This is a genomic window from Halomonas sp. A020, assembly GCF_027943625.1.
In the GTDB taxonomy this organism is placed as follows: domain Bacteria; phylum Pseudomonadota; class Gammaproteobacteria; order Pseudomonadales; family Halomonadaceae; genus Vreelandella; species Vreelandella piezotolerans.
Genome location: NZ_AP022850.1, coordinates 850118 through 871048, shown reverse-complemented (window position 1 = coordinate 871048; position 20931 = coordinate 850118). Strand labels below are relative to the sequence as shown.

The following is a 20931-nucleotide window of genomic DNA, read 5'->3' as shown; positions in this document are numbered from 1 at the left end:
CATGAGCAAGGCAATCGAAGATCACCGCCTGTTTAACCACAGCCATAACCAGCCATTTGCCGAGGTACTGGCAAAGCACGTCTCTCGGCGCGATGTGATGCGGGGCGGCCTGGGGCTGGCGGCGTCGTCGATGTTGGGGTTTGGCGGCGCAGCCCAAGCGCTAGCAGGCGAGCAGGCCAAGACGCCGCTGACTCTCGCATTTGAAGCGGTGCGTGGTTCTCGCACCGATGCGGTGGTGGTACCGGAAGGCTACGTGGCCCAGGTGTTGGTGCCCTGGGGCACGCCGCTCACTCCATCCGCAGAGTGGCAGCCCGATCTTCACATGACCGCCGAGCGCCAGGCCGATAGCGTTGGCATGAACCACGATGGTATGGCCGGATTCGCCTTGGATGTCGACAGCGCGTCGCGGCGTTTCGTGCTAGCGCTCAACAATGAGTATATCGAGCAGGATGCGCTATGGGCGCCCCAGGGTGGCCCTACCAATGCGGGAGGCAAGCGCCCGGCGGAAGAGTCGCGCACCGAAATCAACGCCCATGGCGTCACCCTCGTGGAGGTTGAAAAAAACGCCAGCGGGCAGTGGTCGCACGTGACCGACTCTCCCTATAACCGCCGCTTCACCAGCGCCACGGTGATGGACCTTGCCGGCCCCGTGGCCGGTAGCAACTATGTGAAAACCCAATTCTCCCCTGACGGCACGCAAACCCGAGGTACTAACAACAACTGTGGTAACGGCGTGACCCCCTGGGGCACCTATATCGCCTGTGAAGAGAACTGGCCCGATATCTTCGTCAACCGTGGCGAGCGCTTCCAAGACGATGCACGCATCGGTATTCCTACCGATAAAAGCCGCTACGGTTGGGATACCTCGGCAGCCGACGCGACAGAGCAGAACGGCGAGTTCGCGCGCTTTGACATCACCCCGCGCGGTGAGCGTGCCGAAGATGACTACCGCAACGAAGCGCGTACCTTCGGCTACCAGGTCGAAGTCGACCCCTATAGCGGTGCTCGCGCGGTGAAACGCACGGCGCTGGGGCGTTTTCGTCATGAAGGATGCTGGTTGGGCAAGTTAGAAGCGGGCAAGCCGATCGTTTACTATTCAGGCCACGATGCCCGCAACGAATACGTCTACAAATACGTCTCTGATGCCGCCTGGGATCCCGCCGATGCCAACCGTCCCGGCGCGGAGTACGACCGTCTCGCCATTGGCAGCAAATATATGGATAACGGCACGCTGTACGTGGCGCGCTTCCATGCCGATGGTAGCGGCGAGTGGCTGCCGCTCACACCGAGTGCCAAAACTCAGGATGGTCGCACGCTAGCTGCCGCACTTGGCCTAGCCGAGAACGACCTGGCGGGCATCATCATCAATACCTGCGATGCGGCCGACCTCATGGGCGCAACGCCAATGGACCGTCCCGAATGGGCGACGGTGGATCCGGCCTCCGGCGAGGTGTACCTGACGCTCACCAATAACTCCCAGCGCAGCGAAGAGGGCAGCGATGCGACCCTCACCAACGATGGCAGCGAGCTGGCCGAGCCGGGAGTAGGTTTCGCAACGGCGCCCGTGAACGCCGCGAACCCCCGTGCCAATAACGAAGCCGGGCACGTGATCCGTTGGCGGGAGAGCCGGTTGCCCAACGCCTTTACCTGGGAGGTCTTCGTGTTCGGCGCGGCGGCTGACGATGCGGACAATCACTCAGGTTTGAACGAGATGAACCAGTTTGCCAGCCCCGATGGCCTGTGGTTCGATGAGCGCGACGGTGGCCAAGGTATTCTGTGGATTCAAACCGACAACGGCTACGAAGGTGTTACCGAGCATACCAACGATCAGCTTTTGGCCGTGGTACCCAATGGGCTGGACGACATTCGCGGCACGGGCCCGGTCATCAACAGCAGCAACCAGCAGCAGCTCAAGCGCTTTGCGGTGGGTCCGAACGGCTGCGAAGTCACCGGTATCTTTGCCACGCCGGATAAAACCGCGCTGTTTATCAACATCCAACACCCCGGTAATTGGCCAGCAGATGGCAATGCCTTAGTGCAAGACGCCACTGCGTCAGCGAGTGGCCAGGTGCGCCCGCGTGCGGCCACCGTGGTCATCCAGAAGCGCGATGGAGGGCCGGTGGGGGTGTAAGTCGTGAACGTGGTAACGGCACTTGAAACAGTATTTCAAGCCCTGCAACTGCAGGGCTTTTTAGTCACCATCAGCGTCGTCCATACGCCGCCAAAAACACATCCACAGCGCTAGTGATCTGGCGCTGTAGTTCCTCTTCGGTAGGCGGTGGGCGCACGCCCATGCGGACCTCCTTGGTCAGCATGCCTTGCCACATACTGCATAACTGGTCGGCGGCGCGCTCTGGGTCGGGGAGGCTCAGGTGGCCTGCGCTGGCCAACCCTTCCAGCTTCTCTTGCAGCCACTGGAGCATGGCCCAGGGACCTGCCTCGAAAAACGCCAGCAGCAGCTTGGGGTGTTGCTCACCCTGATGGCTCATCACACGCTCGACCGCCAGCACATGGGGTTCTAGTAAGAAGCGGACCATGCTCACCCCCACATCGATCAGCGATTGGCGCACCGCGTCGTGGGTATCGGGAAGCTGTGATAATCCCTGCCGAATCGTCGCGGTTTCGCGACGAATGACACTGCCAAATAGGGCTTCTTTCGACGCAAAGTGCCCATACACCGTCACTTTGGAAACGCCTGCCTCGCGAGCCACTGCCTCCATGGTCACGGCTTCCAAACCGTTACGAAAAAATAGGCACGCCGCGGCGTCCATCATCGCATTGCGTTTGGCCATGTCCTTCGGGCGGCCGACGCTGCGTTTGGGGTCGGATAACGGCGGTTGAGCGTCTGTCATGCAATAAACCCATGCCTATTAAAAAATAGTTATTGAACGGAAGCGTACACATATTATAGTAAACGCTACCGTTCAAGAATAAACCATTTCGAGGCCAACATGGGCACGTCAAAGACTTCTTGGGGACACCGGCTGCGGGGGGCGCTGGCAGCCCTGTCGATGATCGGTGCGACGCTGGTCGTGGTGGCCCTGGTAAGCAGCCAGCACAGCAGCGCCCAGCAGGCTCGGCAGCAGGGGGCGGATAACGCCTTGCTCCAAGTCGCCACGCTGCCGCTCGAACAAGCCGAAACGCTTACCCGTGAGGTGCGATTGACCGGGCGTGTGGTGGCGCGCCAGTCGGTGTCGTTGGCCTTCGAACCGGCCGGGCGGGTGGAATCCCTGTTAGCCGACCGAGGAGATGCCGTGGAGCAGGGCGACGTGCTGGCGAGTCTCGATACCCGGCGACTGGAGAGCCGCCTGGCCGAAGTAGCGGCGCGAAGCGAAGAGGCCCGTGCCAGTCTCGCGCTAGCCCAGCGTCAGGAAGAGCGAGAAGCGCAATTGAACCAGAGCAACTTTGCGAGTCGCACGGCGCTCGATCAGGCCCGCACTGACCGTTTGACCCTGCAGGCGCGCCTCTCTGCCCTGGCCGCCGAGCGCGATAGTCTGACGGCCGATCTAGAAGACAGCATGCTCAAAGCGCCGTTTGCTGGCCGGGTGGTCGAGCGCTACATCGATGTTGGTAGCCTTGTGAGTAGCGGTACGACGGCGTTCGATTTGATCGACACGCGTCAGTTAGAGGCTCATCTCGGGCTACCCGCGCGTCTCGCGGCGACGTTTACCGTAGGCGAGTCCGTGACGCTGCAGGTGAACGGGCAAACGATCGCGGGCCAAGTACGGGCGCGGTTGCCTCAAGTGGATGGTGATAGTCGTACACAGACCCTGGTCGTGGCGATGACGGGCGACCATCGCGCCGTGCCAGGCGACTTGGCCGAACTGGATTACTCGATCAGCGAACCGGCGCGCGGTTACTGGGTGCCGCTAGCGGCGCTGCGTGCGGCCGACCGTGGCCTGTGGAACGTCTTGATTGCCGAACCGGATGAAGACGAGCGCTACCGGGTGGCGCAAGCCAGCGTCGAGCTACTGCATACCGAAGGAGATAGCGCCTTCGTGCGCGGCACCTTGGCGCCCGGCATGCACCTGATCCGCAGTGGTACTCACCGCATTACGCCAGGGCAGCAGGTCACGCTCAGTGAGGATGTCGCCCATGCGCATTGAGTGGCTGTTCAATCGCCGCCTGCTGGCGCTCATACTCGGTTTGCTCGTCGTCTCGGGGCTGTCGGCCATACAAACTCTGCCCAGGGCGGAAGACCCCCATTTGGTGGCACGCATGGCCACGGTGCTCGCGCCGTTTCCAGGCGCTACGCCGGAACAAATCGAAGCGTTGGTCGCGCGACCTATCGAGGATGAATTAAGGACCATCTCGGAAATTCACGTGTTGGAATCCACGTCGCGCCAAGGCATTGCGCTGCTGAGTGTGGAGCTGGGTGACGAGGTCACCGACGTCACGCCGGTATGGAGCCGCGTGCGCGACAAGCTCGGCGATGTCGCCCCGTCGTTGCCAGAGGGCGTGCAAACGCCTGAGCTGCTGGATGATCGCGGCTATGCGTTCAGTCTCGTCGCCGCGCTGCGCTGGACGCTAGACACGCCTCCCTCGCCGCCCGTCATGGAGCGTTACGCCGAGCGCCTGGAAGATGCGTTTCGCCAAGTGGCCGGCACCGAATATACCCACCGCTTTGGCGTCGCCGGCGAGCAGGTCGAGGTAGTGGTGGACCCCATGGAGCTCAATGCTCTCGGGCTATCCGTGGGGCAGTTGGCGGCCACCATCGAGGCCAGCGATGGGCGACGCACGGCGGGCGAAGTCGTGACCCAAGGACATCGGCTCACGGTAGGTCTGAGCGGCGAGTTCGACGCGCTGGATCGTCTGCGGGAGATCAACGTGACGACCCGGCAGGGACAGAGCGTCAAACTGGGCGAAATCGCCGAACTGCGCCGTGGTGTGCAAGACCCGCCCAACGCCGTGGCGCTGCTCGACGGTGAGCGCGCCGTCTATGTGGGCGCACGCATGGCGCCTGGTCAGCGGATCGATCTATGGGTAGCGCGGGCGCAGGAGCGACTTGCCGACTTCGCCGATGAGCTGCCGGTCGGTCTTGCCGTCGAAGAGGTCTTCGAGCAGGCCAGCTACACCAACCAGCGGCTGAGCGATGTAGCGCTCAGTCTGCTAATGGGCTTGGTATTGGTGGTCGCCATTCTATTTCTGACCATGGGGTGGCGTTCTGCCTTGACCGTGGGCTTGGCCATTCCCGCCACGGCGCTGCTGACACTGGCGCTATTCCGGCCGTTGGGCATGGAAATTCACCAAATGAGCATCATCGGCATCATTGTCGCGCTGGGGCTAATGGTGGATAACGCTATCGTCATGACCAACGCCCTCCGGGAGCGCTTTTTACAAGGTGATTCTGCGCTGGCCGCGACCCGCGATGCGTTACGCCATTTAGCGGTGCCGCTGCTCGCCAGTACGCTGACGACCATTCTGGCGTTCATGCCCATCGTACTCATGCCAGGCCCGGCGGGAGAGTTCGTCGGACCGCTGGCCATGGCGGTCATGGTGGCGCTAGTGAGTTCGTACCTGGTCTCACTGTTTCTGGTGCCGGCGCTGTCACCCATGCTGCTGGCCAAGGTGGCGGCCAAACCGCCTGCCCCGCGCGACCACTCGCTGAAGCGTGCCTTTCGTGGCACGGTGCGGAGCGCGTTGCGCCATCCTGTGGCCGCCATGGTCATTACCCTCTGTGTGCCCGTGGGTGGAATCGCGTTAATGCCCACGCTAGACGTCGCATTTTTCCCGCCGGCGGACCGCGATCAGTTTCATATCGAAGTACGGCTACCCGCTGCCAGCAGCATCGCGCAAACGCAGGCCTTGGCCCATGAGGTGGAGCACATGGTGCGGGAGGTGCCGGGCGTGCTACGCGTCTCTGCGTTCATCGGCGAAAGCGCTCCGATGATGTACTACAACGTGCTGACGAATGAAGATAATAACCCTGCTTTCTTGCACTTGATCGTGGATACAGAATCGTTAGACGTCACCAATCGGCAGGTGCCCCCCTTGCAGCAGGCGTTGGATAGACGCTTTCCACAGGCCCAAAGCGTGGTGCGCAAATACGAGCAGGGGCCGCCGTTCAAGGCTCCCATCGAGCTGCGCGTCTATGGCAATGATTTGAACGTACTCTCGTCGCTCGGACTCGAGCTAGCAGGCCTGATGCACCAGCTTCCGCAGGTGACTCATGTGCGCGCCGGGATGCAGCAAGATTTACCCCGCCTGATGCTGGATATCGACCAAACCGCGCTGAACAATGTCGGGCTATCGCCGCAAAATCTTGCCGAGCAGGTGGGGGCGGCGCTCTCTGGTCAACCCGCGGGCGTATTACTTGAAGACACCCAGCAGCTGCCCGTGCGCGTGCGCTATGCCGACGACTGGCGTACCGACGCCGAGCAGCTGGCGGCGTTACGCCTCGTCAGTGAGCACGCCAGCGAGGGATTACCGCTCGCGGCCGTCGCCGACAGCGGCTTGGTGCCTTCGTGGAGCGTCATTACCCGCCGCAACGCCGAGCGTGTCCAGCTCGTGCAAGGCTATTTGGTAGCCGATGCGCTGCCAGCCATCTCCATGGCACAGCTCGAGACCAAGCTTCAGGCGGCCATCGATTCGGGCGAGATACGTCTTCCCCCCGGTTATCGGATCGAAACCGGTGGTGAAGCCGCCGAGCGTGACGAAGCCGTCAGCCAGCTGCTCGCCTCGGTGGTGCTGCTCGTCATTGCGATGTTGGCGACCGTGGTGCTGGCCTTTAACTCTTTCCGTCGTGCCGCCATCGTCTTTATCGCTGGGGCGCAGGCGATGGGCATGGGCATCGTGGCCCTACTGCTGAGCGGGCACGCGTTCGGGTTCGTGATCATCGTCGGCATCATGGGGTTGGTGGGGGTGGCGATCAACGCCACGATCATCATCATTGCTGCCTTCGATGACGATCCGGCTGCTCGGCAAGGGGATAGCGAGGCAATGTTGGCAGTGATCAGCGGGCCAACCAGCCGACATATCGTGTCGACGACCATCACGACCTTTGCGGGGCTCATTCCGCTCATGGTCGCCGCCGGTGGGTTATGGCCTCCCTTCGCACAAACGGTGGGCTTTGGTCTACTCTTGGCCACATTAGTGTCGTTTTTCTTTACGCCAGCGCTCTATCGGCTTTGGGTCGCAAGAGCCGCGTAACGGTCGCTACTTTTCGCGTATTCATAACGTGGACTATATTGCTATTGAGTAAGCGCGCGTATCCTCCGTGTAATGGCGACGTGGCCAGTGCATTGAGGGTGCGTATTGTCGAAAGACGTTTCGCGCTTGGATATCACGGCTCGTTTCTGGGACGAAACGACCCCAACGCCGACTTTCATTGGATGAATTATGGTAGAAACATCGCAAGATCAAGAGCAAGGAGCGCCGCTGTCCATCAGCGAACCCAGCAGTCAGGCCGTCGCGATGCTTGGCAGGTGGCCCGATGGTGGTGGCATTCGGGTGCTGGATGTTAGCGAAGAGTACGTTCAATTTTGGGGGGGCGATCGCTACCGTTGGTTGGGGGCGTCCCCTAAAATCGTCCATCAAGCGGCGGCGAACGAGCAATTGTTGAGTCAGCTCGACCAAGCCTTGTCTGCCGGTGAGCTGAAGGTGGGATATTCGCTCTCCGGTCTGGATCATGAAGAGGAGGCGTTGCTCTCCAAAGCGCCACGACCGCTCATCGAGTGGCGTATCACCGCGATGTCGATGCCCGGCTATGCGTCGACCGTTCTAGTGCTAGTTCAGCGTGATATCACCCGGCGGGTGGAAAAAGAAGCCGAATTAAAGCGCCTCGCCACCACCGATATGCTGACCGGGCTGATGAATCGCTCGAGGTTCGATTACCTGCTGAAACACGAGCTAGGTCGCTTAAGCCGCTATGTGCGACCATTTTCGCTCATCATGCTCGACATCGACTATTTTAAAACGATCAACGATAGCCAAGGTCACGACGTGGGCGATCAAGTGCTGCGCGCGTTGGCAACGCTGCTGGAGACCAATTTGCGCAGCGCCGACTACTGCGCCCGCTGGGGAGGCGAGGAGTTCATCATTCTGGCTCCCGAAACGCCCCGTGAGCAAGCGGCCAAGCTCGCTGAGAAGATACGTCAGCGTATCGCTAGCGCCTCTTTTCCGGGGGCCGACCGTGTCACCGTTAGCTTGGGGGTTGCCGAGGCCGCTGCGCACGATACGCCCAAGAGCATGATGAAACGGGTCGATAACGCGCTGTATCACGCCAAAGAGAGCGGACGGGATAGGGTCGCATGTTAGCCATGTTGGCCATGTTAACAAAGGGGCCTGGTGGCCCCTTTTCGTTATGGGTTACCGCGTCTAGCGGGTGATCGCGAGTGACGTGGCATGTGAGTGATCGACCGCGTCGGCGAGCATCTCGGCAGTGATCGCCGAGAGCGTCCAGCCTAGGTGGCCATGACCGGTATTGTAGAAAACGGTTGGCAATTTGCCGGGGCCGACCTTGGGCAGCATGTTCGGCATCATCGGGCGCAGGCCCGCCCACGGCACTACTCGCTGGGTACTCACGCCAGGGAAACACTGCTCCACCCAGCGCACCAGTGGCTGAATCCTGTCGTTACGAATGTCGCGGTTGGCGCCGTTGAACTCTGCCGTCCCCGCCACGCGGAAGCGGTCGTTGCCCAAGCGGCTGGTGACGAGTTTGGTCTCGTCGTCCAGCAGGCTGACCGTGGGAGCGGCCTGCTGTGATGCCTCGTCATCCAACTGTACTGTGATGGAGTAGCCTTTGACCGGGTAGATGTTCATACGGTCGCCTAACTTGGCGGCGATGGCGCGACTGCCAATGCCCGCACACACCACTACGCTATCGAAGCTCTGATGAACCTCTTCGCCGTCGACCACCGCGCTGATCCAGGCGCTGCTCTCATCCGCACCCAGGTCGGTCACTTGATGACCGTAGTTGAGCTGCACGCCGCGTTTGGCAGAGGCTTTCGCCAAGCCGTTGGTGTACTTATGGATATCGCCCGTGGCATCGCTTTCGGTAAAGAAACCGCCGTAATAGTTACCCGCTAGGGTGGGCTCGATGGCGCGCATCTCTTCTGGGGTGACAGCGCGGCGCTCGAGCCCACCTTTTTGGAGCAACTGTGACACCTTGGCTGCGTGCTCGTAGCCTGCTTTATCGCGGTAGATATGCAAAATGCCTTTTTGCTTCACATCGAACTCGATCTGCTCATCGCGGGCCCACTGAAACAAGTGCTCTCGGGCAGCAATCGCCAAGCGTGCTGTTTCGGTGGTGTTGTCGGCATAGCGGGGAATGGCGGCGATGAACTCGGCAAACCAGCTCAGCTTGTGCCAGGTGGGGCGAGGGTTGACGAGCAGCGGGGCGTCGCTTTTCAGCATCCAGCGCAGGCCTTTGATGACCGTGGGCCAGTGGTTCCATACCTCGGCATTCGAGGCGGACAGCTGACCGCCGTTGGCAAAGGAGGTTTCCATTGCCGCGTAGCGATGTTTCTCGAAGACGGTGACGTCAAAGCCGCGTTTAGCGAGGGCGTAGGCGCTGGTGATGCCGGTAATGCCACCGCCAATGACTGCAATGCGTTGCATGATGATCTCCACAGATTGTATGAGCGTCGGGCGATACCCTCAGCAAAGGTGTTTGCTAGGGGTACCCCTTCCGTCATGGAACCTGAGAGATTCACGCCAATGTGGCGGCGCTTGCTCCTTCGGTGGGTTGAGTGACGCCGTCATCAACCACTCTTCGGAACGTATTGGTAAAAACGTTAGCGATTGCGGTCCGTTGGCCTGAGAGTTTCCGGGGTCGTTGCTCCTTCGGCGCTGGCGTCGTGCACCAGTCTCTCCCGCACATGCATGCTTATTGTTGTAACGCGGAAGTGCTAAAAAGGGAATAGGCGAAAGGTGGAAGCTGCCCATGACGTGGTTTTGCCAGTTCGCGTGTTTTCACACACCGCGTTTTCACACACAATGCCGACTATCGTTGAGCACTTAACTTCCCGCTATTCTTTTTAGACGATCATCTTCGAGCAACGGACAACACGCATGCAGGCAAACGGATTTTTTGAAGGTATTGGTGAAGCGATTGGTGAGGCCATCCGCGTGGTGGTGGAGTTTTTGGTGGGAATCTTCACCAATTTTTTTGGTGCCTTCGATGACTTCATCGGCGGGCTGACGCGTTCGCTGGGCATCAACGACTCGTTCTTGAGCCTCGCGATACTGGTGATCGGTCTACTGATCCTATGGGGCGGGCTGCGAGCGTTTCTGCGCGGTTCCATCATCGGCGGCATTTTCCGCACGCTGGTGGCACTGTTTATCCTGTCGTGGCTGATGATGTAGCACCGCGGCGGGAGGGCAAACGCTAAAGCGTCGGCTCGTCCGGCTGTCTTCGGTAACGTTGGCTTGAGCGAATCTCATCTATCCATGACGCATTGTCATTTGCTTCTGTGGTGCATTTTGTCATCATCTGCACTCTTTTTGTGCAAAGGCGAGTGCGATGAAGACGTATCTTGGCAAAATGCGCGGAGAACGGACGCCGCGCCCTCGGGTGGGTTGGCAAGATGCCTGCTGGTCATGGCTGGGAGCCTTTACCGGCATGGCGCTGATTTGCTGGCTAAGCTCCGAATGGCTCTCCCAGCAGCTGTTGATCGTGGGCTCGTTCGGGGCAACCTCGGTGCTGATTTACGCGGCCCCGGAAAGTCCGTTTGCCCAGCCAAGCCACGTGCTGTTTGGTAGCGTGCTCTCTGCCTGTGTGGGGGTAGGCTGCTATCAATGGCTGGGCGCCACGCCCCTTTCCATGGCGCTGGCGGTGTCGCTCTCCATATTGATCATGCAGCTCACCCATACCGTGCATCCGCCAGGAGCTGCCGCAGCGCTGATTGCCGTGGCAGGCGGCGCTAGCGTGCATCAATTGGGCTGGTGGTATCCGCTGATGCCCATTGGCGCGGGCTGCATCGTCATGCTGTTGGTCGCGATATTGGTCAATAACCTCGCCCGCCACCGCCGCTACCCGCGCTACTGGTAGCGCTGTAACTGCTCCTCCAGGGCAAAGATATGCGCATCCTCGGTGCCCAGTTCGCGCAGCGCCTGGGCTAGGTTCAGCAAATAGGCGCTGTTGGGTCCGCTGGGGCCGTGGGCCTGGGCAATTTGCTGGGCGATCTCGGCCAGCGGCGCATCGCCTAAAAACGCTGGGTTATCCTCGCTGGCCAGATAAATCAGCCCGTCGGTAGGCGCTTGTGCGGGGTCGGGATGGCCCGCTTCATCCAGAAAGGTCAGCGTGACTTTCTCCCGTAGATAGCCGTTTTTCTCCCGCATATCCAGCGGGGCAAGCACTTCTGGGGTGATGCGGTAGGCCATTCCGTGGCACACCGCGCCTTCGGCACGAATCAGGGTGGCCACACGTCCCGGCGCGTCCGGCGTGCCCCGGTGGTCGTGGGAGCCCTGCCAGAAGCGCCGCGCCCAGCCGGTAATGGCCGCCGGGCGCCGCTCTAGATACTCAAAATCGGCCTTCCAAATCAGCGAACCGTAGCCAAATAGCCAAATAGCCGCATGGCCGTCGAAGAAGTTTCTCTGCTGGTTTAACGTCGTGGTATCAAGCAACATAAGCGATCTACATTCGTGACCAAAGTGGCAACACGCGCATGGCGTTAACGGTGGTTCATCATCCGGGTTATACGATTGATTTGCCAGCCAATCATCCTTTTCCGATGGAAAAGTTTCGGGTGCTTCGGCAGCTGTTGGGCGAGCAAACGTTGGCGTGTCCCATCGAGTGGCACCCGCCCCAGCCGGCCACCCTGGAAAGCCTGCAACGCGTGCATACCCCAGAGTACGTGCATGCGTTTGTGCACGGTCAGCTCGATCGTGCCGCCCAGCGGCGCAGTGGATTCGTATGGTCCGAGGCCTTGGTGGAACGAGTGCGGCTGGAAACCGGCGGCACGCTGCTCACCCTGGAAGCGGCCCTGGCCACCGGGCTTGCGTGTAACTCGGCGGGCGGCACGCACCACGCCCATACAGATGCCGCCAGCGGCTACTGCTTGATCAACGACTTAGCCGTGGCCGCCGCCCACGCGCTGGCGCAGGGCTGGGCAGAGCGGGTGCTGATCGTGGATTGCGACGTGCACCAGGGCGATGGCACCGCACGCCTCTTTGAAAAGGTGCCAGGCGTGTTTACGTTGTCCATGCACGCGGCGCGAAACTTTCCCGCCCGCAAAGCAAAAAGCGACCTGGATATCGCCCTGCCCAACGGCATGGGCGATGCTGCGTATCTGGCCGAACTGACCTCTTGGCTGCCTGGGGTGCTTGCTGCCTACCAGCCAGACGTGGTGCTCTACGATGCGGGGGTAGATGTGCATCACGACGACCGCCTGGGCTATTTATCGCTAAGCAGCGACGGGCTGTATGCCCGAGATCACTATGTGTTGAACCTCTGTCGCGAGGCGGCCATTCCCGTCGCGGCGGTGATTGGCGGTGGCTACGACCGCGATATCATCGCTCTCGCCGCACGCCACGCCCAGCTACACCGAGCCGCTGCGGATGTGCTGGCGGCTCATCCACGCTTTGACTGAAAAGGACGAACGCGATGCGCGCTATTTTTCTTGTCGATAACGGCTCTCTACGCCCCCAAGCGACCCATAATCTGCGTCGGGTGGCGGCGGCGCTAAGTGAGCAGCTCGGGGAAACCGTTCAAGCGGCCTCGCTGCTGCACTCCAATAAAATCCCCGCCGAAGAGGTCGATGGCATTCCGGCCATCACGCTGGGCCCCGCTGCCGAACGCAGCGCCGAAGCGGGGGCCACCGAGATCGTCGTGCTGCCGTTTTTCTTCGGCCCCAGCAAAGCCCTCACGGGGTATTTACCGGAGCGGATGGCCGCGCTGCAGGCACGCTTCCCTGATGTGACGGTGCGCGTCGCACGGCCGTTGGTGGATGAGCTCGGTCATAACGACCTGCGCTTGGCAACGTTATTGGCCGATCACGTGCGCGCCCTGCTACCTGAAAAAAGAACGGCGAAAGTCGCGCTGGTGGATCACGGCAGCCCGATTCCCGAGGTCACCGCCGTCCGTAACCGCCTGGCCGGGCAGTTGAGCGTCCTGCTGGGCGACGAGGTGGGCTGCGTGGCGGCCGCTTCCATGGAGCGACGTGACGGCGATGAGTATCGCTTCAACGAGCCACTCTTGGAGGACCTGCTGGATACTCCCGAATTCAACAGCGGCCACGTGGTGCTGGCGATGCTGTTTCTCTCTCCAGGCCGTCATGCCGGTGAGGGTGGTGACATTGCCGAGATTTGCGCCGCCGCCGAGCACCGCCATCGCGGATTGACGGTAGCGACCACCGCGCTAGTAGGTGAGCACGCGGGCATTGTCGAGATTCTCCACTCGCGACTCCGCCAAGCGATTGATGGTGAACGTTTTCTGCTCGACATGCCCGCGCAGCCAGTAAAAGACGGTGAGCAGAAGCCTTGAGGGGAGATGTAACGTGGCCCAAAGGCGCGTAGAATCGCGTGCTTTTGCACGCATGCCGCTCCTCCAACAGGGCTATGTCGCCAACCAGGGTCTCTATCTTGATCGCCACCGCCAATATCACCATGCAGTTTGGGGCCAAGCCCCTGTTCGAAAACGTCTCCGTCAAGTTCAATAATGGCCATCGCTACGGGTTGATTGGCGCGAATGGTTGCGGCAAGTCCACCTTCATGAAAATTCTCGGTGGCGAGCTGGAGCCCACGTCCGGGCAGGTGATGCTGGACAGCAGCACGCGTCTGGGCAAGCTGCGTCAGGACCAGTTTGCCTACGAGAACGAGCGGGTGATCGACACCGTCATCATGGGCAACGCCGAGCTATGGAAAGTGGCCGCCGAGCGCGAGCGCATCTACTCGCTGCCCGAGATGAGCGAAGAAGACGGTATGGCCGTGGCGGACTTGGAGGTGCGCTTTGCCGAGCTGGACGGCTATACCGCCGAGTCCCGCGCGGGCGAGCTGCTGTTGGGCCTGGGCATTCCCATCGAACAGCACGCCGGCCCCATGAGCGAAGTCGCCCCCGGCTGGAAGCTGCGTGTGTTGCTGGCCCAGGCGCTGTTCTCCGACCCGGACGTTTTGCTGCTCGACGAACCTACCAACCACCTGGATATCAACACCATTCGCTGGCTGGAAGACATTCTGAAAGCGCGCAGCAGCACCATGGTGATCATTTCCCACGACCGCCACTTCCTGAACAGCGTCTGTACCCACATGGCCGATCTGGATTACGGCGAAATCACCCTGTTCCCCGGTAACTACGACGACTACATGACGGCGGCCACCGCTGCGCGTGAGCGTCAGTATGCCGAAAACGCCAAGAAGAAAGCGCAAATTGCCGAACTGCAGCAGTTTGTCAGCCGCTTCTCGGCGAACGCATCGAAAGCGAAGCAGGCCACCTCGCGGGCGCGCCAGATCGACAAGATCAAGCTGGAAGACATCAAACCCTCCAGTCGCGTCAGCCCGTTCATCCGCTTCGAACAAAACAAGAAAATCCACCGCAACGCGGTGAACGTCGATGCCATTACCAAAGGCTACGACGGCGAGCCGCTGTTCAAGCGCTTCTCCATGACCGTGGAAGCGGGCGAGCGGATTGCCATCATCGGCCCCAACGGCATTGGTAAGACCACGCTGCTGAAAACCCTGGCCGGTGACCTGCGCCCTGATGCTGGCGAAGTGAAGTGGACCGATGCCGCCGAGCTTGGCATCTTCGCTCAGGATCATGCCGACGACTTCGCCAATGACGCCACCCTGTTCGAGTGGATGAGCCAGTGGACCAAAGGGGGCGAGCAGGTGGTGCGCGGCGCGCTGGGCCGCATGCTGTTCTCCAGCGACGATATCGGCAAATCGGTGAAGGTGATTTCCGGCGGCGAGCAGGGGCGTATGCTGTTCGGTAAGTTAACGCTCACCAATCCCAACGTGCTGCTGATGGACGAACCCACCAACCATCTGGACATGGAGTCCATCGAAGCGCTCAACCTGGCGCTGGAAAACTACCCCGGCACGCTGCTGTTCGTCAGCCATGACCGCGAGTTCGTCTCCAGTCTCGCCACACGCATCATCGACATGCAGCCGGAGGGCATCGTCGATTTCAGCGGCAGCTACGACGACTACCTGCGTAGCCAAGGCGTGGTATGAGTTAACCGATGATCTGGGCGTAGGTGGATTCGCTGGCAGGTTCCCTGTCGGCATCCAGCATGTCGCCGCTGAAGGTCTCGTTCATCTCCTTGGCGAGTTCCACATACACGTGCATCTGCTGATTGCGGCGTTTATGCAGCGGCGGCTTCACCAGCAGGCTAACGCCGCGGATCGGCTCGTGGGTTTCCCCGCGTAATAGGTCAGGCATCTCTCCCGGCGGGAAGGCATTCGCCACGGTAATGGGGTTAGACGCTTGCTGGCCGTCGATCAAAAACACCTTCTTGATGGCGTCGTAATGGGCGCCTTTGCTCCGCAGCCACTCGGTCAAACGCGCGTCGGTGGTGTCATCCGGCTGGTTAAAAATGACGAACAGCGAGTGCTGCTTGACCTTGCCCGTGCGCTTGGTGGGGGCGGGCGGCGGCTCGTCCGCAGGAGGCGGCGTGGGCGTTGCGACCGGTGCGGGAGCCTCAGTGGCCTTGGCCTTGGCACGGCGCCGTTTTGGCAGCACGACATAAGCAAAAATCACCACGGCCACCACGCCGAGTAGCAGCGAGGTAAAGGCCAGTAGAACGGGAAGTGACGTTGTATCCATGGGGTGAAACCTTTTCGTTATGTAACACCTAGGCGCGATTGAGCCGCAAAATGGTGGCGTTGAGTGCCAGCGCAAGGGCGACCCACAGCCAGTAAGGCACCATTAGCCACGCGGCGAAGGTATTCACCTGGGCAAATAGGCCAATGGCCAGTGTAATCAATCCCAACAACACCACGATATCCACCAGCGCCGCGCCGATCTGCTTGCGCCCAAAGAACAGCCAGGACCACGCTGCATTGGCCAGCAGCTGGGCGCCATAGACGGCCAAGCTCGCGCTGCGTAGCGGCGAGTCGTCCGCCATATAGATCCGCCATGCCGCGATCGCCATCAATAGATAGAGAATACCCCAGGCAATGGGAAAGGCCAGATCGGGCGGGGTCCAGCGGGGCTTGCGCAGTGTTTGATACCAGCCGTCTGGGCGAAAGCGCGCGCCCGTCATGGCGGCAGCTCCCACCAGCAGGAGCGAGACGAGCAGCGCCATCAAAGAACCGAACATGAGCGACCTCTCCAGCAGTAGGGTTATCGCGTTAAAACGATAGAATCAACAGATTAACAGCGTTTTACGCGTTCAAGGCATAAAAAAAGCACCACCTAAGTGATGCTTTTCAAGAATAAGGGTTCCCCATATGGGGGAACCCTCGTCATGCCTTAGCAACGTCAGCAACGTCGCTTAGCTCATGCGGTCGTAACCGTTATCCATGAATGGGTAATCGGTATAGCCCTTCTCATCGCCGCCATAGAACGTTTCCTGGTTCGGTTCGGTCAGCGGGGCATTGACGCGGAAGCGTTCCGGCAAATCGGGGTTGGCGATGTAAGGACGGCCAAAGGCCACGGCATCGGTGGTGTTTTCCTTGATGCGTGCTTCAGCGTGCTCGGCGTCGTAGTTGCCGCAGTAGATCAGGCTGCCGCTAAAGCGCTCGCGCATCTGCTCACGGAAACCGGCCGGGAAGGTGATATCGCCGCCCGCCCAGTTCGGCTCGTTCAGGTGTAGGTAGGCGAGGCCGCGCTTGGAGAGCTGCTCGGCCATGTAGAACGCCATCGCTTCCGGCTCGTCGTCGGTCAAACCGAACAGCTCGATGAACGGCGTCATGCGAATGCCAACACGCTCGGCACCAAACACTTCTACCACTGCATCGACCACTTCCAGAGGGAAGCGGGCACGGTTTTCCAGCGAACCGCCGTACTGGTCGGTGCGCTTATTGGTGCCGGTGGCCAGGAACTGGTTCAGCAAGTAAGCGTTGGCGGCGTGGACTTCGACCATATCGAACCCGGCGCGCTTGGCGCGGATGGCCGCTTGGCGATAGTCATCCACAATGCCGGGAATCTCGTCGGTTTCCAGCGCACGCGGCGTGCTGGTGGGGTGCTGACCAGCGGTGCCATCTTCGAATTCGACGAAACACTGAGCGCCTTCGCCTTTCAGCGCGCTGGGGGCTACCGGCTGCTGGCCGTTGGGCTGCACCATTTCGTGGGAAACGCGCCCAACGTGCCACAGCTGCAGCGCCATGCGGCCACCTTTGGCATGAACGGCGTCCACGACGCCTTTCCACCCGGCTTCCTGCTCGTCGGTCCAGATGCCGGGTGTGTACACGTAGCCACGGGCAGTGGGAGAGATGTTGGTGGCTTCGCTGATGATCAGGCCTGCCCCTGCGCGCTGGCCGTAATACGCCTCTTGGATCTTGCCCGGGATGCTATCCGGCGTGCGAGCACGTGTCAGTGGTGCCATGATGACGCGGTTAGGAAGTGTCAGGCTACCCAGCGTAATGGGGGTAAACAGCGTTTCATACGCCATAGAGCAAAACTCCTTTTGAAGTAGTGGGTATCATCGTGGCGAATAGAATAGACCAGTTTACTAGTAAGCGCCAACGACGATGCGATGGCTATGGTTAATGGGGACGGTCGCGTAAAACAAAACCCCGCCGAGCAAATGAGGCGGGGTTAAGGGGCGTCAATGAGCGTTCGTTTAGTGCCGTTGCCAAGGCCAGCGGCGCTTGGCAGGCGTATCGATTTGGCGAATGGCGCTGGCGAGCGGCAGCATGATCGCGCTGAGCTGACGGTGGCAAACGGCACTGCTGAGCACGCCGGGGCACTGTTTGAGCAGCAGGTCGCATTGCTGGGAGGCGATAAAGAGCTGCTCTACGACCGCAGGCGCGAACAACGGCTTGGCCTGCTGGCAGCAGCGGGTCAGCTCTCGGGAGAGCATGGAGAGCATGCTGGTGTCTAGCCAGCAGGGCAGCGGGTCTTCTAGCCGTCCGGCAATGGAGTGCTGAATGGCTTCAAACGAGGTGCGTAAAAACAGCAGAGTTTGACGAAGCTGGCGCTGTTCACTGGTCATGTGACGTCCCTTTACCTCAACGGCTCTTTATCTACCCGGTTGCTGGCTAAAAAGAGAGTGTTTCTCATTTACATTTCTGTTGAAGATAGCCTCCCTCAATCGTGGTGTCAATCTTAGGCTATGGGTGCATGGACGTATTGCTGGCGTGATAAAGCTGCCAATCGTTGTTGGTGAGCGGCTTGGCACCCTGCTCGGTGACCACCACGGTATCGCTCAGGCCAACGCCCCATTGGCCGGGTACCCGCAGGCAGAGCGGTAAATGAAACACCATGTTGGTTTCGAAGGAACGGGCTTGGCCTTTGGCAATGTATCCCGTGCCCTCTACCCAACTGGGTGGAAACTGTGCCCCCACGGCGTAGCCAAACACCCCCGAAAAAAACAGCTCGTCGCGTCGCGGGGCCAGCAGCGCATCGGCGGCTTGGGCGGCGGCATCGAAGGAGTGGCCGGGATGCATGGCTTCGCAGAGGGTTTCGAAGATCGAGCGGCAGAGGTCTTGGGTGGCGGTGAGGGCGGCGTTCGGGGTGCCGGTTACGGCGGTGCGCATCATTGGTGCGGTGTAGCGCTGATACGCTGCGCCGAACTCTAAAAACACCGGCTCGTTGGGCTGAATCACGCGGCGCTTATGGTTCACGTGAATCACCCCAATGCGGTGCCCGCTGGTCACGATAGGCTGTAGGCTCATAAACTCGCTGCCGTTTTCGAGCAGCGCCTTGGCGCCAATGGCGGCAATGTCGTTATCGGTCATACCGGGGTGAATGGCGGCCATCGCCGTCTCTAAGCCAGCGGCGGTGATGCGCGCACTCTCTTTAAGCATCTCGAGCTCGGCACTGCTTTTGACAATCTTGATGGCATCCAGCAGGTCGCCCGCTTCAAAAAAGCGCTCTTTCCCCACTGCCTGGGCGAGGGCGTTCATCACGCCCACCCGCAGCCCACTGCTCCAGCCGTCGATGCCAATGCGCGGGCAGGGGGTTAACAGGTCGGCCAACGGGTCGATGATTTCATTCAGGTTTTCCCATCGGTAGCCAATGATCTCATCTACGCGGGCGGTGACCACCGCGGCACCCGTTTCAATCGAGGCCACTTGAAGAACGAGCTTTTCCTGTGTGCAGACCAAGCAGGCATGCACCGACACCTCAAAGGTGTGGTAACCGGTCAAATAATTGATATCCGCGGGATCGGTGAGAAGTAGCGCATCCAACTCGCGCTTCGCCATGGCGTGGCGCACCTTCTCAAGGCGCGCTTGATACTCAGCGGGGGAGAAGGGCAGCTCGCTTTGGGCAAGCGAGGTGGCAAGGGCTTCGCGGTAGTGGTGGTAATCCATGGCGACCTCCAGCGTTTGGTAAGGTCAGTATAGGTCGCCATCCAAAGCGCGCCGCTAAGGCCATCAACGGTCAACGGGTTAGCAGATACACCCCCTGCAGGAAGTAAAACACGCCAATGCCGGTCACGATCCAGCGGGTCCAGGTGCGGAAGTTGGCGTCGGTCAGGCGGTGCAGAATCCGTGTGCCGGTTTGCGTGCCCAGCATGGCAAACGGGGCGGCTAGTAGCACGATGCTCCACTCACCCACGCTGAGCGCAAGGGCGGCACCTAAGTAGAAGAGAATTTTAATGGAGTGGGCGACCACTTGAATCATGGCCTTGGTAGCGACGACTTGGCGGCGGTCCATCTGCGAGCGCACAAAGAAGATATCGATCAGCGGGCCGGATACCCCGGCGGCAATCGTGAGGCCGCCCGAGGCGATTCCGCAGCAAAATGCGTGGCTGGCGCGATGGGCGTCTAGCTGGAACCAGTGCTTGGGCGTCCATACCAAGATGGGCAGCAGCCCGATCAATAAAGAAACAGTGGCCGCATTGGGCGTGTAGTTAAACAGTAGCAGAAGCCCTGCCGCGCTGAGTACGCCCAGCGCCATCAGTGCCACAATGCGCCAAACAATAAAGCGCCGCGACAGCCACGCCCGAGAGGCATTGGACGTTAACTGAATCACCCCATGCACGGCCATGGCAGTACTGGCGGGAAACACCACCAGCAGGAACCACAGCAACACCAGCCCGCCCGCCATACCAAACACGCCGGAGAGCATGGAAGTGAAAAACACCACGCCGACAAAGGCAAATCCCATTAACAGTGTCATGAAAGACGCCCTCAGCTACGACAGAACGGCCACACCTGATAGAACTTGCGGCACTGGAACTCTGCCTGGCAGCTGTTGAGCTGGGCCTGGTAGCGGTTGGAAAGGCTCGCCACTTGGCGGCCCGCGTTGAGCACCTGGGGTTTGCTGCGATAGGTGCCCCGCTGATAGCCGCCTGCGCCCTCGTGGTAGGCGTAATAGAGGTGTTCAGGATTGTTGAGCGAGATACCCGTTTGGGCGCGAGTGCGGGCGTTGTACCAGCCAATGAAATCGGTGGCGTGCTTCATGTGCGTGCGCCGGGCAAACAGACTGCCCGCTTGATCTTCGTACTCGCCCCATACCGGGTCTTGGGCCTGGGCGTAGCCTTTGGCGGACGACGGGCGCGGGCCGGGGATGAAGCCCAGGTAGTATTTGCGGTCTGGGCGCACGTGGCTGCGAAACGAGGACTCCCGCTGAATGAACGCCATTTGGGTCGCGATGGGCGTTCCCCACTTCTCCTCCGACTCTTTCGCGTAGTCGTACCAGCTCGGCTGTTCGCGGAAAATCTCGCAGATATTGGTCTGATCCTTCGGCGGGCTGGGCGCAAAAGTGGCGCACCCAGAGAGCAGCAGTAGGGCCGTGACGGCCAGCCATCCGCGGAGCGAAGCGGTGGAAGAGGAGGCAGCGGTAGAGAGCGCAGAGACCCAAAAGCTATCAACAGGGCGATGCATAGGACGGTCCTTGTGGATAAGTCGTGTTACTCACGTTGTGTGTAGTGTACTGACGAATAA

19 protein-coding genes and 2 riboswitches are annotated in these 20931 nt (G+C 60.5%); of the genes, 9 read left to right on the top strand and 10 right to left on the bottom strand.

What is annotated here, in order from left to right; translation table 11 throughout:
* The first annotated feature begins 1 nt into the window (after position 1).
* Positions 2 to 2131, top strand: coding sequence for a PhoX family phosphatase (locus tag FRH_RS03995; RefSeq protein ID WP_281997836.1), 2130 nt, complete (start codon positions 2 to 4; stop codon positions 2129 to 2131).
* A gap of 70 nt (positions 2132 to 2201) precedes the next feature.
* Here the strand turns inward: FRH_RS03995 and FRH_RS03990 are convergent, their stop codons facing one another.
* Positions 2202 to 2852 carry a TetR/AcrR family transcriptional regulator gene (locus FRH_RS03990; RefSeq protein WP_281997835.1) on the bottom strand — a complete coding sequence of 217 codons (651 nt, stop codon included), beginning with the start codon at positions 2850 to 2852 and terminating at the stop codon, positions 2202 to 2204.
* Positions 2853 to 2951: 99 nt separating this feature from the next.
* On the opposite strand from FRH_RS03990, the gene FRH_RS03985 reads away from it, so the two are divergent.
* From FRH_RS03985 to FRH_RS03975, 3 genes are all read left to right on the top strand, one after another.
* Positions 2952 to 4106 (top strand): efflux RND transporter periplasmic adaptor subunit, encoded by a 1155-nt coding sequence (locus FRH_RS03985; RefSeq protein WP_281997834.1) that lies wholly within the window; start codon positions 2952 to 2954, stop codon positions 4104 to 4106.
* Positions 4096 to 7149: an efflux RND transporter permease subunit gene (locus tag FRH_RS03980; protein WP_153842971.1), complete on the top strand. Its 3054-nt coding sequence runs from the start codon at positions 4096 to 4098 to the stop codon at positions 7147 to 7149. The genes FRH_RS03985 and FRH_RS03980 overlap by 11 nt, the downstream gene beginning before the upstream one ends.
* A gap of 189 nt (positions 7150 to 7338) precedes the next feature.
* Positions 7339 to 8256: a GGDEF domain-containing protein gene (locus tag FRH_RS03975; RefSeq protein ID WP_139525869.1), complete on the top strand. Its 918-nt coding sequence runs from the start codon at positions 7339 to 7341 to the stop codon at positions 8254 to 8256.
* 60 nt (positions 8257 to 8316) lie between these two features.
* Here the strand turns inward: FRH_RS03975 and FRH_RS03970 are convergent, their stop codons facing one another.
* Positions 8317 to 9558 (bottom strand): D-amino acid dehydrogenase, encoded by a 1242-nt coding sequence (locus FRH_RS03970; protein WP_153842972.1) that lies wholly within the window; start codon positions 9556 to 9558, stop codon positions 8317 to 8319.
* A gap of 60 nt (positions 9559 to 9618) precedes the next feature.
* Positions 9619 to 9726: riboswitch (glycine riboswitch) on the bottom strand.
* Between the two features lie 8 nt (positions 9727 to 9734).
* A riboswitch (glycine riboswitch) is annotated at positions 9735 to 9825 on the bottom strand.
* Between the two features lie 186 nt (positions 9826 to 10011).
* Here FRH_RS03970 and FRH_RS03965 point away from each other — a divergent pair.
* Both FRH_RS03965 and FRH_RS03960 read left to right on the top strand, forming a co-directional pair.
* Positions 10012 to 10305, top strand: coding sequence for a hypothetical protein (locus FRH_RS03965; RefSeq protein WP_153842973.1), 294 nt, complete (start codon positions 10012 to 10014; stop codon positions 10303 to 10305).
* 157 nt (positions 10306 to 10462) lie between these two features.
* Positions 10463 to 10990, top strand: coding sequence for an HPP family protein (locus FRH_RS03960; RefSeq protein ID WP_281997833.1), 528 nt, complete (start codon positions 10463 to 10465; stop codon positions 10988 to 10990).
* Here the strand turns inward: FRH_RS03960 and FRH_RS03955 are convergent.
* Positions 10981 to 11568 (bottom strand): gamma-glutamylcyclotransferase, encoded by a 588-nt coding sequence (locus tag FRH_RS03955; protein ID WP_281997832.1) that lies wholly within the window; start codon positions 11566 to 11568, stop codon positions 10981 to 10983. The genes FRH_RS03960 and FRH_RS03955 overlap by 10 nt on opposite strands.
* Before the next feature lie 38 nt (positions 11569 to 11606).
* Between FRH_RS03955 and FRH_RS03950 the strand changes: the two genes are divergently transcribed.
* From FRH_RS03950 to FRH_RS03940, 3 genes are all read left to right on the top strand, one after another.
* Complete coding sequence (locus FRH_RS03950) at positions 11607 to 12530, top strand: histone deacetylase (RefSeq protein ID WP_281997831.1); 924 nt, start codon at positions 11607 to 11609, stop codon at positions 12528 to 12530.
* A gap of 14 nt (positions 12531 to 12544) precedes the next feature.
* Positions 12545 to 13423 (top strand): CbiX/SirB N-terminal domain-containing protein, encoded by an 879-nt coding sequence (locus FRH_RS03945; RefSeq protein ID WP_281997830.1) that lies wholly within the window; start codon positions 12545 to 12547, stop codon positions 13421 to 13423.
* A 98-nt stretch (positions 13424 to 13521) separates the two neighbouring features.
* Complete coding sequence (locus FRH_RS03940) at positions 13522 to 15108, top strand: ABC-F family ATPase (RefSeq protein WP_281997829.1); 1587 nt, start codon at positions 13522 to 13524, stop codon at positions 15106 to 15108.
* A gap of 1 nt (position 15109) precedes the next feature.
* Here the strand turns inward: FRH_RS03940 and FRH_RS03935 are convergent, their stop codons facing one another.
* The 7 genes from FRH_RS03935 to FRH_RS03905 all read right to left on the bottom strand — a co-directional run bounded on the left by FRH_RS03935 (position 15110) and on the right by FRH_RS03905 (position 20871).
* Positions 15110 to 15700, bottom strand: a complete 591-nt coding sequence (locus FRH_RS03935) for a cell division protein ZipA C-terminal FtsZ-binding domain-containing protein (RefSeq protein WP_139525861.1) — start codon at positions 15698 to 15700, stop codon at positions 15110 to 15112.
* A gap of 28 nt (positions 15701 to 15728) precedes the next feature.
* Positions 15729 to 16196, bottom strand: coding sequence for a TspO/MBR family protein (locus FRH_RS03930; protein ID WP_281997828.1), 468 nt, complete (start codon positions 16194 to 16196; stop codon positions 15729 to 15731).
* Positions 16197 to 16370: 174 nt separating this feature from the next.
* Entirely contained in the window at positions 16371 to 17489 is a 1119-nt protein-coding gene (locus tag FRH_RS03925; protein WP_153842980.1) for an alkene reductase, read from the bottom strand.
* Positions 17490 to 17660: 171 nt separating this feature from the next.
* Positions 17661 to 18032 (bottom strand): hypothetical protein, encoded by a 372-nt coding sequence (locus FRH_RS03920; protein WP_139525858.1) that lies wholly within the window; start codon positions 18030 to 18032, stop codon positions 17661 to 17663.
* A 118-nt stretch (positions 18033 to 18150) separates the two neighbouring features.
* A complete protein-coding gene (locus tag FRH_RS03915; RefSeq protein ID WP_281997827.1) occupies positions 18151 to 19353 on the bottom strand; it encodes a Xaa-Pro peptidase family protein in 1203 nt (400 codons plus the stop codon).
* A gap of 70 nt (positions 19354 to 19423) precedes the next feature.
* Positions 19424 to 20164 (bottom strand): sulfite exporter TauE/SafE family protein, encoded by a 741-nt coding sequence (locus tag FRH_RS03910; protein ID WP_281997825.1) that lies wholly within the window; start codon positions 20162 to 20164, stop codon positions 19424 to 19426.
* Between the two features lie 11 nt (positions 20165 to 20175).
* Entirely contained in the window at positions 20176 to 20871 is a 696-nt protein-coding gene (locus tag FRH_RS03905) for a lysozyme-like domain containing protein (protein ID WP_281997824.1), read from the bottom strand.
* Between the last annotated feature and the right edge of the window lie 60 nt (positions 20872 to 20931).